Here is a 12745-nt window from a genome sequence, read left to right as displayed (position 1 = left end):
CTCACTGCAGGTACTTCTCGACCTCGTTCACGCTGCGGGTTCCGGCGGTGTCCGGGTCGCTGCCGGCCTGCCGGGCGGCCCGGCGCCGACGTAGCAGGTCCCAGCACTGGTCGAGCGACTCCTCCAACTCCCGGAGCCGGTCCCGGTCCTCATCGGTCGAGTTCTCCACCTGCTGGGCGTGGTCGCGGAGCCGGCGCTCCTCGTCGACCAGCTCGGTGATCCGGCTCAGAATCGTCCTGTCGTCCATGACCAGGATCCTGACACAGCGTCGAAGGTGCCGCCCGGCATCCGGGTGGGTGAGCGGAGGGCTGCGGTGTCCGCACGGTGCGGCAGGGAGCACCGTGCGTCGTCGACCGGTGACGGCCGCTGCTATTTGGTCATTCGGCTCCGGCCGGGGTGTCCGTTTGATATGAACTACCAGACCCGGCGCCGGGATGCCCGCAGATCGGGGATCCTCGATGCCGGAAAGGTAGTCCTGTCCTCAGGGGACCAGACCCGGAACGGAAAGAGCCCGCATCATGGACCAAGCTACGTTGCCGACACCGCTTCGCGAGGCCGTCACGGTCACCACGGCCGGGGCCACCGGAGTTGCCCGGCTGGTGATCCAGGGTCTGCTCGACCTGGTCGACGATCCCGTCGCGGCGGCCGAGGCGACGGCGTTCCTGACCACCCGGCTGCCCGGCTACGCACCGATGTGGCACATCGCCAACGCCGTACGGTCGGCAGAGCCGGCCGAGGAGCTCCGCCGGATCCGGGCCGAACTGGACCACGCGGTGGAGAACACCGTCAAGGCGGCGGTCGCCTGGGTCGGCGAGCAGGGGGTGCCGGTCACCTACGCGCCGAGCAGTTCGATCGTGAAGGAGATCCTGGCCCAGCTGCCGGAGTCGCTGCGTACCGGCGAGCCGGCGGTCGCGCTGGCCGGCGCCGACGCGATCGGGCCGGACACCGTGCTCAACATCCGGGGCACCCGGGAACTGGCGGCGCAGTTTCCCACCCTGATCGTCACCACCGCGCTGAAGCTGGTTCCCGCGCCGGTCTTCGCCCGCCTCGGCGCGCCGGTCTTCGAGCACATCCCGCTGGACGGCTTCGTCGGCGTGGTCCTCGACGGTGAGTTGCTCAGCCCGGGAGAGGTCGGCAGGCGAGCCGCGGAACTGCGTGAGTGACCGGCGATGGCCACCCCCGGCGCCCAGGAGATCCCCGCCTTCCTGTCGACGCTTCCCCGGAAGCGATCCCTCTACGCGGTCGACACGTACTTCCGGGAGAGCTTCGAAGATCTGCTCGCCGTCGGCGGTGGCCGGATCGAGGAGTTCTGTCACGACCACGCACTGCTGCTGCTGAAGCCGGACGCCGTGGTCAGCCGCCGGCTCGGCCCGGTGCTGCACTGGGTGCTGGCGTACGGCTTCCGCATCGTCTGGGCGGCGACGGTGACCATCGACCGGCACGGCGTACGGGCGCTGTGGCAGTACGGTCTGAACGCCGCCAGTCGGGACCGGCGAGACGCCGCCGACCTCTACGTCACGGCGTGCGAGTGCCTGCTCCTGCTGCTGGCGCTGCCCGGCCGTTCCGAGCCGGCCTCGCTGGTGCTGAGCACCGCCAAGGGGCCGGCCGACCCGGTCCGCTGCCGCCCCGGTCAGCTCCGCTACGACGTCGGCAGCGTCAACTACCAGCTCAACCTGGTGCACGCAGCCGACGAGCCGGCCGACCTGCTCCGGGAACTGGCCGTGCTCTGCAACCACGACGTTCGGGCCGGCCTCTACCGGCACACCCTGGGCGGGTCGGCGGGCCGGGCCCCGGACGGTCGGTCGGAGGCGTTCGCCCTGGCCGACCGGCTGGAGGCGGCCACCCCGGAGGTGCACCTCGAACTGGACCGGACCCTTGCCGAGCTGGCCGACGGCGCCGAGGCACGCCGGCGGGCCGGCCCGGGTACGGCGGCCGCGGAGCTACTGTCGCTGCTCGGCCGGGTCCGGGCCCGCTGCTCCCGGGACTGGCGGGCGGTGGTGCGGCTGGCCGAGGCGAGCGGCGTACCGGTCAGCCGGTGGCAGCGGATCGTGCTCGCCACCCATCTGCTCGACCCCTACGTGCCCGGTGCGACCAGCCTGCTGCCGGACACCTCCACCACCGGCTGAACCGGAGGCGGGCGCTCACAGCACCCGGGTGACCCGTTCCGCCCGGCTGCGCCGCTCGATCGTGCCGGGGTCGAGATTGGCGCAGAGCACCACCGTGGCACCGGCGGCCAGCGGTGCCAGCAGCCACTTCGCCGGGTGCTCGTGCGCGGCCGCGTCGACCAGTACCCGGTCACCGGGGCGCAGGTCGAAGGTCTCCGTCGCCAGCGCCCAGGCCAGCCGGCCCCACTCGGCGTAGCTGGTCCCGTCGACGCTGGCCGCGTCGTCGGCCCGGAGCGGCACGTACGGCCGCGGGTCGGCGTCGTGCCGGCGCACCTCGGCGAGGTAGTCCCGGTAGCCGGTCGGCGGCTCGGTCAGCGGGGCGGCGTCGGGCGCGAACCCGAGCACGAACCGGTGCTCCGCCTCGGGCACGTGGTCGAGCCAGTCGTCGATCCGGCCCAGCGCGGCGTACGTGACGTCGAACGGCTCCTCGACGCCCGGGCCGAGCCGGGGCAGCCCGGCGGTGGCGGCGCCGTGGAAGCTCACCGCCACCCCGGCCGACCAGGTGCCGAGCAGTACGGCGGCGGTCTGCCAGTGCGGCGGAAGCAGCACCGCGGCCCGGGCTCCGATGCCCAGCCCGCACCCGTGGACCAGCAGGTTCGCCGTCCGGGCCACCCACTCGGTCAGCTCCTCGGCGGAGAGTTCGGCGCGTTCCCCGGTCGCGTCGTCGTAGTAGGTGAGCAGCGGCCGGGCCGGATCCGCCGCCAGTGCGGCGGCGAGCGGAGCCGGCACACTGCTCGGCCGGGTCGACATCTTCGGCATGGCGGGACCTCCAGTCGGGTGTCCGGTGGCGGCACGGACCGGAGCCGTCCCGCGCCGCACCGACGATACCGGTGACCGACCGACGGGACCGCCCGCCCGACCGTCACCGGAGCCGGGCCGGCCACCCCTCGCCGGTGACCGGCCCGGCCTCGCGGAGCTGAGCGCAGCGGTGTGCCGTGGCGTGCTGCGCCTGTTGTCAGGCGGCCAGCATCTTGCGCAGCACGTACTGCAGGATGCCACCGTGCCGGTAGTAGTCGGCCTCGCCGGGGGTGTCGATCCGGAGCACCGCGTCGAACTCGACCCCGGTGTCGGTGGTCACCCGGACGGTGCGCGGGATCTGGCCCTCGTTCAGCCCGGTCACCCCGCTGATCGAGAACGTCTCGGTGCCGGTCAGCCCCAGCGACTCCGCGTCGGTGCCGGCCGGGTACTGCAACGGCAGCACGCCCATCCCGATCAGGTTCGACCGGTGGATCCGCTCGAACGACTCGGCGAGTACCGCCCGTACCCCGAGCAACATGGTGCCCTTGGCCGCCCAGTCCCGGGACGAGCCGGAGCCGTACTCGGTGCCGGCCAGGATCACCAGCGGGATGCCCGCCTCCTGGTACGCCATCGAGGCGTCGTAGATCGAGGTCTGCTCGCCGGTCAGGTGGTTGACGGTGAAGCCGCCTTCGGGGAGCGCAGCCCCGCCCTCGCCCGGCAGACGCAGTTGATTGCGCAGCCGGATGTTGGCGAAGGTGCCCCGGATCATCACCTCGTGGTTGCCGCGCCGCGACCCGTACGAGTTGAACTCGTGCCGGGCCACGCCGTGCTCCGCCAGGTATCTGCCGGCGGGGGAGTCGGGCTTGATCGAGCCGGCCGGCGAGATGTGGTCGGTGGTGACCGAGTCGCCGAGCTTGGCCAGCACCCGGGCGCCGGAGATGTCCTGCACCGGCGCCGGTTCCCGGTCCATCCCCTCGAAGTACGGGGGCTTGCGCACGTACGTCGACTCTTCGTCCCAGGCGAAGGTGTCGCCCTCCGGGGTGGGGAGCGAGCGCCACTGCTCGTCTCCGGCGAAGACGTCGGCGTAGTCCTTGGTGAACATCTCGCTGCGCAGCGCGCTCGCGATGACCTCGTCGATCTCGGCGGCGCTCGGCCAGATGTCCCGCAGGTAGACCGGTGTTCCGTCGGCGCCGGTGTCGATCGGCTCGTTGGCCAGGTCGATGTCCATCGTGCCGGCGAGCGCGTACGCCACCACCAGCGGCGGGGACGCCAGGTAGTTCATCTTGACGTCCGGGTTGATCCGGCCCTCGAAGTTCCGGTTGCCGCTCAGCACCGAGACGACCGACAGGTCGTGCTCGTTCACCGCCGCGGAGACCTCGTCGGGCAGCGGGCCGGAGTTGCCGATGCAGGTGGTGCAGCCGTAGCCCACCAGGTGGAAGCCGAGCTTCTCCAGGTAGGGCGTGAGGCCGGCCCGCTCGTAGTAGTCCATCACCACCTTGGAGCCCGGGGCCAGGGTGGTCTTCACCCACGGCTTGCGGGACAGCCCCCGGTCGACGGCGTTCCGGGCCAGCAGCGCGGCGCCGATCATCACCTGCGGGTTGGAGGTGTTGGTGCAGGAGGTGATCGCGGCGATCACCACCGCGCCGTGGTCCAGCTCGTATTCGACACCGTCGTCGCCGGTGATCTGGACCGGGTTGCTGGCCCGGCCATTCGCCCCGGTGGCGGCGGAGACCAGGTCGCGGGGTGCGTCGGCGGGGTCGTTGACGTCGTTGGCCGGCGGGTCGCTGGCCGGGAAGGACTCCTCGCTCGCCTCGTCGGCCGGGCCGCGCTGGCCGTTACCGCCGTCGCCGACGTAGTCGACCAGCGCCGACCGGAACAGCGTCTTGGCGTTGCCCAGCGGCACCCGGTCCTGCGGGCGCTTCGGGCCGGCCAGTGACGGCTCGATGGTGGCGAGGTCGAGTTCGAGTCGCTCGCTGTAGTCGGGTTCGGCGGCCGGGTCGTGCCACAGGCCCTGTTCCTTGGCGTACGCCTCGACGAGTCTGACCTGCTGCTCGGAGCGGCCGGTGAGCCGCAGGTAGTGGACGGTCTCCTCGTCGATCGGGAAGATCGCGACCGTGGAGCCGTACTCCGGGGACATGTTGCCGATGGTGGCCCGGTTGGCCAGCGGCACGGCGCTGACGCCCGGACCGTAGAACTCGACGAACTTGCCGACCACGCCGTGCTGGCGCAGCATCTCGGTGATGGTCAGCACCAGGTCGGTGGCGGTGGTGCCGGCCGGCATCTCGCCGTGCAGCTTGAAGCCGACGACCCGGGGGATGAGCATGCTGACCGGCTGGCCGAGCATCGCGGCCTCGGCCTCGATGCCGCCGACGCCCCAGCCGAGTACGCCGAGCCCGTTGACCATGGTGGTGTGCGAGTCGGTGCCGACCACGGTGTCCGGGTACGCCTGGCCGTTGCGCTCCATGATCGTCCGAGCCAGGTACTCGATGTTGACCTGGTGCACGATGCCGGTGCCGGGCGGGACGACCCTGAACTCGTTGAACGCGGTCTGGCCCCAGCGGAGGAACTGGTAGCGCTCCCGGTTGCGGCCGTACTCCAGGTCGACGTTGCGGGCGAAGGCGTCCGGCCGGCCGAAGAGGTCGGCGATCACCGAGTGGTCGATCACCAGCTCGGCCGGGGCCAGCGGGTTGACCTTGGTCGGGTCGCCGCCCAGCTCGCGGATCGCCTCCCGCATGGTGGCCAGGTCGACCACGCAGGGCACGCCGGTGAAGTCCTGCATCAGCACCCGGGCCGGGGTGAACTGGATCTCCACGCTCGGATCGGCGCCGGGATCCCAGTCGCCGAGCTGCCGGATGTGTTCGGCGGTGATGTTCGCGCCGTCCTCGGTGCGGAGCAGGTTCTCCAGCAGGATCCGCAGGCTGTACGGCAGTCGCTCGTGCCCGGGTACCGTGTTGATCCTGAAAATCTCGTAGCTCGCGTCTGCGACGCGTAGCTGGCTCTTCGCACCGAAGGTGTCGAGGCTCGCCACGTCGTACTCCTTCACGCTGTCTTCGTCCCGGCCCATGCGGTCGGCGTCCGGGGGCGGGTCGGTCGGCCTCCCGGCCGGCGGGCGACCGGACGCAGTACCCAGCAGTCTTTCCTACCCAATACCTGCCGATCGGGCTCAGGTAACCCTTACCAAGGTTCTTTTCACCTAACAAAACCGTACGTCCGTCTTGTTATTTACGCAAGCCCGTCCGGATGGCGGGACGCCGGACTCCCTGGTCAGGGCCCGACCGCGCCGAAACCCTGGGCTCGGATCATCTCGTCGAGCTGGTAGAACGTCCGGCTGATGCCGTTGCGCGGAAAAGAGATCGTGTACGGCTGCGCGGCCTGGGGCACGAAGTCGCAACCCTCCTCGGCCAGCACCATCACCCGGTCGAAGCCGTGCCGCCCCTGGAAGAGCCCCACCTCGTGCACCACGTTCTGTCGGGCCAACCGTCGGCCGTCCCCGGTGAAATCCTCGGCGGTCAGGACACAGATCGCGAACCCGCACCGTTCGAGGTAGTCGGCGAGCGCCTCGGTCACCTGGCGCCCGCCCCACGACCCGCTCTCGAAGGAGTACACCGGCAGCTCGAACCGCTCCTCGATGAAGCGCTGCACCGCGAGCCACTCCGGATGCGCGCCGTGCGCGATGAAGACGCCGTTGGGCAGCCCCGCGGTGCGCCGCTCGCTGGCCAGCGAGCGGATGAACTCCTTGGTCACCTCGGCGAACTGCGCGTGACCGGCGCTGCCCACGTGCCGCAGCTTGTGCCGGGCCAGCCGCATGCCGAGCAGCGAACCGAGCTCGACCTGCAACCTGTCGCTGGTCAGCACGGTGAGCAGCCCCGCCGCGAAGACGTCGCCGGCACCCGTCGCGTCCTTGATGTCCACCGGCGCGACCTGCGTCTGGGCGTAGAAGTCGCTGACCAGCTTGCCGTCCTCCCGCTGGTACGACCAGATGCCGGTGGGCAGCTTGACCACCACCACGCCCTGCCCACCGGCGGTCCGGGCGACCAACCGGGCGGCGACCGTCTCGTCGGACTCGCCCTCGACGTGCCGGCCGAGCTCCCGGAACTCGCGGTAGTTGACCAGCAGATAGTCGCTCAGCCCCAGCAGCGCCTCGGTCTCCGCGCTCGCCGCCGCGCTCCAGACGTGCCCCGGGTCGAAGCAGATCGCGGTGCCGGAACCGGCCTTTTTGACCGCGCGTAGCACCCGGAGCAGCCGGGCCGGGGTCCGGTCGTCCAGGAACGAGGTGAGGTGCACCACCCGGGCCCCGGCCAGGTACGCGACCACCCGGTCGAACTCCCGGTCCAGATGGTCCGCGAGGTACTCGTTCGCGCCGGAGTGGGTGAGCAGGGTCCGGTCGCCCTCCTCGGCCAGCGACAGGCAGATCCCGCAGAGGTGCTCGCTGTCCTGGAAGACGAACCGGTGGTCGATGCCGAGCGCCTCGAACTGCGCCATCGTGGAGAGCCCGATCACCGGTACCCTGCCGGCCACCCCGACGTAGCCGAGTCGGAGATTGACCTGGGTCTGCGCGATCGCGAAGATCGCGTTGAAGGCCGATCCGCCGAGACTGAACGAGGTACCCCCGAGCAGGGTCTCCGGCCGGGCGAAGCCGGCGGCCTCGATGGCGGCGTGGATCGTCTCGGCGTCGACCGCTCGCTCGGTACCCGGTTCCATCGGTGGGCCGTTCCGTTCGACCAGCCGGGAGAGCCGTTCCGTCAGCGGCCGGGACGAGCCGGAGGCCGAAGCGGTGACGAGGTAGTCGAGATTCAGGGCACCCACCCCGACCACATCAAGGGCAAAACCGTCCAGGCTGGCACGATCGTCAATCCGAATTGGAGAATCTGTCACGTCTGCCATCCCATCGCCGCATCAGGCCCTCGCGCCGCAACATGCGTTCCAGTTCCAGGAACGTGCTGGTGATCCGGCCGGGAGGGAAGTCCATCCGGATCAGGCCCGCGATGTTCGAAAACGTATCGCAGCCCTCTTCGGCCAGTATCGCGACTCGCCCGAACCCGTAGCGACCCTGGAAGATGCCGGCCTGGTGAACGATGTTCTGGTCCGCCCGGCTCCGGCCGCCGGAACCGCCCTCCTTGGCACTGAGCAGACATACCGCGAAGCTGCACCGGGCCAGGGTCTGCCGCATGAGGTCGGCCAGGTTGTGTTCGTCGAGGTCGGAGGAGCTCAACTCGTACGTGGGCAGGCCACAGTTCTGTTCGATGAAACGTCGTACCACTCTCCACTGCGGATGTTCGTCGTGCGCGATGAAGACGCCCGGCGGCCCCGGTCCGCCCCCGCCGAGCCGCTCGGTCTTCTGCAGGAAGCCCTTGCTGAGGTCGGGCAGCCCGAGGTGGTCGCTGATCGTTCCCCGGTGGCGTTCCTTGTGTCGGGCGAGACTCAGCCCGACGAACGCACCGAGCTCGATCTGTAACCGGCGGGACGCCAGGGCGGAGAGCACACCCGCCGCGAAGACGTCGCCGGCCCCGGTGGCGTCCTCGAGCTCGGTCTCCCGCACCGGCCGCTGCAACTGGAACCGGGAGGCGAGCACGCCGGCGGGCACCGCACGGAACACCTCGATCACGTCATAGCGCTTGGTGACGAAGGCGGTGCAGCCCGGGCCACAGCGGGCCAGCGCCTTCCCGGCGATCAGGTCGTCCGGCTCGCCGTGGACGTAGCGGCCCAGTGCCTTGAACTCCCGGTAATTCACGAAGAGGAGGTTGGTGAGGCGCAGCACTCCCTCGACCGCCGAGCTGGGATGTTCGGCCCAGTCGAATCCGGGATCGAAGCTCAGGCAGAGTTTCGGATTCATTCGTTTGGCCTGGGTCAGCACCTCGAGGACCCGCGCCGGGGTCTTCTCGTCCAGAAATGACGTGACGTGCACGTATCGGGCGCTGGCCAAATAGCCGGCCAAGGCGTCGAGATTTTCCCGGATGAATTCGCACATCTCGAAGTTGGCGCCGGGATGGGTGAGCATGACCCGGTCGGTGTCGTCGATATAGGACAGGCAGAGCCCGCTGAGCCGGTCCGGCCGTTGGCTGACCCAGCGGCGGTCGATCTTCAACTCGTCCATCTGCCTGATGAACGAGAGTCCGGGGGCCTCCACCCGGCCTACCACGCCCACGTAGCCGAGCCGGAGGCTGACCCCCATCTGGGCCAGGGCGAAGATGGTGAGCCAGGCCGATCCACCCAGCGAATACCCGAGGGACGCGACCCCGAGGTGCGCGATCGCCTCGTTGATGACCTCCTCGTCGACCGGCCCCTCGCGGTTCCACTCGAACCGGGCGACGGATTCGGTGATCCGTTCCGCCATCCGTTGGGAGAGCCGCGACGCGCTTGCGATGTAGTCGACGTTCAGCGCGCCGAAGCCGACGATTTCGGGTGGGTCCGACGCGGGCGGGTGCCCGCCCGCCTGTTCCGCCCCGGGGCGCGGTCCCGCCATCTATCGATAATGTTGATTCGCTTTGCTCCCCGCAACCAGCCTGGCGGTGGGCGTACCTACTGTGCGGTTTGGGATTTGTTCGGGTCGGCGGTCGGGCCACTGCCGGTGGAAGTTGCACCATCGAGCGCCGCCACGTGCCGCTCCCGCAGCCGGTCGCGGATCTGTTCCGGCGTGTACGCCCGGCGGCGCCGCTCGGCCCGAGCCAGCACCACCCCGGTGGCGGCCACCCCGACGACACTCGCCACGCCGATTACCTTCCACCAACGCATCCGCCTAGGGTAGTCGGCATTGCCCGGGGCGGACGGGCGGACCGAGGTGGGAGCGATGGCCGAGGAGCGCAGCGAACTCAGCCTCGACGAGGCGGTCGAGCTGACCCGTACCGGCGACGTCTGGGTCTTCCGGGGGCGGAGCGTGCCGGATCGGGCGATCCAGTTCACCACGAACAGTCCGGTGAACCATGTCGGAATGTCCGTGGTCATCGAGGACCTGCCGCCGTTAATGTGGCACGCCGAACTCGGCCGGTCGCTGCCGGACATGTGGTCGGGCAACCACCACCGGGGCGTGCAGTTGCACGACCTGCGCGACGCCGTCCGGGTCTGGGGAATCCGGTACGGTCAGCGCGGCTGGCTGCGGCAACTCGAACCGGCGGCCGACGACGAGATGGAGAACGGGGTGCTGCGTACCATCGCCTGCCTGGACGGAACGCCTTTCCCGTCCACCGCCCAGCTCGCCTGGCGGTGGTTGCGCGGTCGGGCGCCCGCCGTGCGTCGCCGACCGAGTGACAGCACGCTGGAGACGGCGTACTGCGCCGAGGTGGTCGCGGCGACCTACCAGGCGATGGGGCTGCTCCCGGCCGGCCGCCGACCGAGCTGGTACGACCCCGGACGGTTCTGGAGCGGCGACGATCTCGAACTCTCCGCCGGCCGACGGCTCGGCGACGAGATCGCGGTGCGGGTCCCGACTTGCTGAACGTGCCCGAACCGACCCGGCCGCGGTTCCTCGCGGCGGCGCCGTGGATCGTCGTGCTGGCCGGCGTCCTGGTCATGACCGTGCTCTTCGTCTTCGCCACCGGATACCTCACCGGCGACCGGCGCACCGCCGGCGCACCCGAGCCGGCCTGGCCGTTCGCGCCGGGCTCGACCCCGGCACCGGAGGCCTCCGCTACCGACCCGGCGGGCGGTCCGTCGGCCGGTTCCCGCACCCCGACGCCGACCCCGGCGCGGCCGAACGGCGGCGGCAAGCCGGGGACGTCCCGGGCGGTGCCGACGCGTACCACCCCACCGCCTCCCCGGCCGACCGGCGCCGCACCGAAGTCGCCCGAGCCGCTGACCGGCCGCTATCGGGTACTCGCCGAGCACCGCGGCTCGTTCATCGCCGAGGTGCTGGTCCGCAACGAGTCCGGCTCGGCGCAGTCCTGGACCGTGGAGCTGCGGTTCGACAACCAGGTGAACGACCTGCGGTGGTTCTGGGTCGAGGGTGCACCCCGGCCGTCGGTGGACCGTGCCGACGGGCGATGGATCTTCCGGAGCGGGGCACCGCTGGCCGCCGGGCGCTCCGATCCGCTGCGGTTCCAGTTCGAACGCTGGGGTGACGACGAGCGGCCGATCAGCTGCACGGTGAACGGTCGGGCCTGCCAGCTCCGGTAGCCGCCCGGAGGACTTCGGCGGTCTCCCGGTGACCACCGCGGACCGCCCAGTCCAGGGCGGTGGCACCGGTACCGGAATCCTCCCGACGGCCCGGATCGGCGCCGTACGCCAGCAGGACACGCACCACCTCGGTGTGACCCCAGGCCGCCGCACCGGTCAACGGGAGGCCCTCGTCGCCCTGCCCGCTCTCGGTGTCCGGCGCCGCCCCGGCGGCCAGCAGCAGCCGGACGATGGGGGTCAGGCCCTGCACGGACGCCCGGTACAGCGGAGTGCTGCCGGCCGGGGTCGCCGCGTCCGGGTCGGCACCGGCGGCCAGCAGCGCGACCACCAGGGGCACGTCCTCCCCGAGCACCGCGTCGGCGAGCCGCTTGCCGAGCTTCTTGCGCCGCCGAGCCCCGAGCCTCGTCCGCCGTCGTGTCCGCACCGGCCCAGCCTAGGAACAACAGCCGCCGGGTGCCGCCGGATATTCGGCGCCACGGTCGGCCCGGGACCAGCGTGGCGTGGGGGAGCAGTGGCGCAGTAGCGCGGCGGCAGGCTCCGGTCGGGCCGTCTTCGCGGTTCAGACCCGGGTGGCCGGCAGGGTGCCGATGTGCTCCAGCACGGAGCGGAGGATCGCGAACGACTCGTCGTCGTCCTCGGTCCCGGTGTGCGGGGCCCGGAACCGGCTCGTCTCCTCGGCCACGTCGGCAAGGTGCCACCAGCTGCGATACAGCTCCAGCATCTCCGGCAGCGGCGTCACGCCGGTGGCCTCGGCATAGGCGGCGAGCACCGACCCGTCACCGGGCTCCATCAGCCAGAGGTCGCGCTCGGGCGGGGCGATCCGGACGGTGTCCCAGTCGATCAGCAGCCAGCCGCCCTCGCGGATCCGCATGGTGTTGCCGGGATGCGGCTCACCGTGGGTGAGCACCATCCGGGCCGGCCGGGCCCGGGCCGCCCGCACGAGTTCGCCGTGCCGGGCGAGCAGCCGGCGTACCGGTGCCGCGTACTCGACGAGCAGCCGGGCGGCGAGGCGGGCGTACGGGCCGGTGTCGGGGACCTTTCCGGTGCCAGCCAGGCCGAGCTCCAACTCGTCCCGGTGCGGGACGGTGAAGTCGTCGACCGAGGCACGGTCGCGGGCCGCCACCGGCGCCGCGTGCACCGCGATCACCCGATCGAGTACGCCCCGACGGTGCGCGGGGGAGGCCCACTCGCCCCACCGGAAGCTCTCCCCGGCGACGTACGGGTAGATCGCGACGGCGAACCGGTCCCCCGTCCGGACCACCGGCTCACCGTCGCGGGTCGGGATCGGCGCCACCACGAACCCGCAGCCCTGCTCCCGCAGTCGCCCGGCGGTGCCGAGCGCGGCCCGCAGCCGGGCGTACGCCGCGTCGAGCGGATCGTCCAGGCTGAGCCGCCTGGTGCCGAGGTCGTCGACGGAGACGAACCGCCGGCCGCCCTCGGGGAGGCTGACCTCCCAGTGGTGGCTGCCCCGCCCCACCGGGCGGTACTCCAGCGAGCCGATCCCCAGCCCCCACTCCCGAACCAGCACGGATCGGAGCACGTCCTCGGGAAGGTCGTCGGGCGGAGTCAGCATCCGCCCAGCCTGGAACCCCACGGGATCACCGGCAACCGGGTTTCGTCCCGGCCCCCCGCGTCGAGTGCGGGCGACGTCCCGGTCGGCCGGCAACGGGTGGCCCACGGGCGCACTCCTGGGCGGCGGGTCGGCGCGCCGCAATCGAGCCGACCCCCCCCGT

Annotated in this window: 12 protein-coding genes; 4 read left to right on the top strand and 8 right to left on the bottom strand. The window is 71.3% G+C overall.

The genetic code is table 11. From position 1 onward, the window contains the following. Position 1 precedes the first annotated feature (1 nt). Positions 2 to 247: a DUF2630 family protein gene (locus ABNF97_RS30395; RefSeq protein WP_130460493.1), complete on the bottom strand. Its 246-nt coding sequence runs from the start codon at positions 245 to 247 to the stop codon at positions 2 to 4. Positions 248 to 518: 271 nt separating this feature from the next. Here ABNF97_RS30395 and ABNF97_RS30390 point away from each other — a divergent pair, with 271 nt between their 5' ends. Together ABNF97_RS30390 and ABNF97_RS30385 are read left to right on the top strand one after the other, a co-directional pair. Further along, positions 519 to 1163, top strand: coding sequence for a hypothetical protein (locus ABNF97_RS30390; RefSeq protein WP_349340626.1), 645 nt, complete (start codon positions 519 to 521; stop codon positions 1161 to 1163). 6 nt (positions 1164 to 1169) lie between these two features. Continuing rightward, a complete protein-coding gene (locus tag ABNF97_RS30385) occupies positions 1170 to 2126 on the top strand; it encodes a nucleoside-diphosphate kinase (protein ID WP_349340625.1) in 957 nt (318 codons plus the stop codon). 15 nt (positions 2127 to 2141) lie between these two features. On the opposite strand, the gene ABNF97_RS30380 is transcribed toward ABNF97_RS30385, so the two are convergent. The 5 genes from ABNF97_RS30380 to ABNF97_RS30360 all read right to left on the bottom strand — a co-directional run bounded on the left by ABNF97_RS30380 (position 2142) and on the right by ABNF97_RS30360 (position 9635). Further along, the gene (locus ABNF97_RS30380) at positions 2142 to 2924 is read right to left on the bottom strand and encodes a TIGR03089 family protein (protein WP_349340624.1); all 783 of its coding nucleotides are present in this window, start codon (positions 2922 to 2924) and stop codon (positions 2142 to 2144) included. Between the two features lie 196 nt (positions 2925 to 3120). Then, positions 3121 to 5967: an aconitate hydratase gene (locus ABNF97_RS30375; RefSeq protein WP_502930569.1), complete on the bottom strand. Its 2847-nt coding sequence runs from the start codon at positions 5965 to 5967 to the stop codon at positions 3121 to 3123. A gap of 200 nt (positions 5968 to 6167) precedes the next feature. Further along, positions 6168 to 7709 carry a PfkB family carbohydrate kinase gene (locus ABNF97_RS30370; RefSeq protein WP_349340623.1) on the bottom strand — a complete coding sequence of 514 codons (1542 nt, stop codon included), beginning with the start codon at positions 7707 to 7709 and terminating at the stop codon, positions 6168 to 6170. 43 nt (positions 7710 to 7752) lie between these two features. Next, positions 7753 to 9366 (bottom strand): PfkB family carbohydrate kinase, encoded by a 1614-nt coding sequence (locus ABNF97_RS30365; RefSeq protein WP_130460488.1) that lies wholly within the window; start codon positions 9364 to 9366, stop codon positions 7753 to 7755. 56 nt (positions 9367 to 9422) lie between these two features. Further along, positions 9423 to 9635, bottom strand: coding sequence for a hypothetical protein (locus tag ABNF97_RS30360; RefSeq protein WP_130460487.1), 213 nt, complete (start codon positions 9633 to 9635; stop codon positions 9423 to 9425). Positions 9636 to 9690: 55 nt separating this feature from the next. On the opposite strand from ABNF97_RS30360, the gene ABNF97_RS30355 reads away from it, so the two are divergent. Both ABNF97_RS30355 and ABNF97_RS30350 read left to right on the top strand, forming a co-directional pair. Further along, on the top strand, positions 9691 to 10335 hold the full coding sequence (locus ABNF97_RS30355; RefSeq protein WP_349340622.1) for a hypothetical protein: 645 nt from the start codon (positions 9691 to 9693) through the stop codon (positions 10333 to 10335). A gap of 2 nt (positions 10336 to 10337) precedes the next feature. Further along, positions 10338 to 11012, top strand: coding sequence for a cellulose-binding protein (locus ABNF97_RS30350; protein ID WP_349340621.1), 675 nt, complete (start codon positions 10338 to 10340; stop codon positions 11010 to 11012). Here the strand turns inward: ABNF97_RS30350 and ABNF97_RS30345 are convergent. Both ABNF97_RS30345 and ABNF97_RS30340 read right to left on the bottom strand, forming a co-directional pair. Beyond that, a complete protein-coding gene (locus ABNF97_RS30345) occupies positions 10972 to 11436 on the bottom strand; it encodes an ankyrin repeat domain-containing protein (RefSeq protein ID WP_349340620.1) in 465 nt (154 codons plus the stop codon). The two genes, ABNF97_RS30350 and ABNF97_RS30345, sit on opposite strands and share 41 nt — an antisense overlap. A 135-nt stretch (positions 11437 to 11571) precedes the next feature. Beyond that, entirely contained in the window at positions 11572 to 12585 is a 1014-nt protein-coding gene (locus ABNF97_RS30340; RefSeq protein ID WP_349340619.1) for a phosphotransferase, read from the bottom strand. Positions 12586 to 12745: the final 160 nt, after the last annotated feature.

Source organism: Plantactinospora sp. B6F1 (genome assembly GCF_040120695.1).
Lineage (GTDB): Bacteria > Actinomycetota > Actinomycetes > Mycobacteriales > Micromonosporaceae > Plantactinospora.
Note: the sequence above shows the minus strand (reverse complement) of the source record. Positions and strands in the feature narration are given on the sequence as shown.

Coding starts and splice junctions, on each gene's coding strand:
- ABNF97_RS30355 (WP_349340622.1), top strand. CDS start 9,691: ATGGCCGAGGAGCGCAGCGAACTCAGCCTCGACGAGGCGGTCGAGCTG.
- ABNF97_RS30395 (WP_130460493.1), bottom strand. CDS start 247: ATGGACGACAGGACGATTCTGAGCCGGATCACCGAGCTGGTCGACGAG.
- ABNF97_RS30390 (WP_349340626.1), top strand. CDS start 519: ATGGACCAAGCTACGTTGCCGACACCGCTTCGCGAGGCCGTCACGGTC.
- ABNF97_RS30365 (WP_130460488.1), bottom strand. CDS start 9,366: ATGGCGGGACCGCGCCCCGGGGCGGAACAGGCGGGCGGGCACCCGCCC.
- ABNF97_RS30380 (WP_349340624.1), bottom strand. CDS start 2,924: ATGCCGAAGATGTCGACCCGGCCGAGCAGTGTGCCGGCTCCGCTCGCC.
- ABNF97_RS30340 (WP_349340619.1), bottom strand. CDS start 12,585: ATGCTGACTCCGCCCGACGACCTTCCCGAGGACGTGCTCCGATCCGTG.
- ABNF97_RS30375 (WP_502930569.1), bottom strand. CDS start 5,967: ATGGGCCGGGACGAAGACAGCGTGAAGGAGTACGACGTGGCGAGCCTC.
- ABNF97_RS30360 (WP_130460487.1), bottom strand. CDS start 9,635: ATGCGTTGGTGGAAGGTAATCGGCGTGGCGAGTGTCGTCGGGGTGGCC.
- ABNF97_RS30385 (WP_349340625.1), top strand. CDS start 1,170: ATGGCCACCCCCGGCGCCCAGGAGATCCCCGCCTTCCTGTCGACGCTT.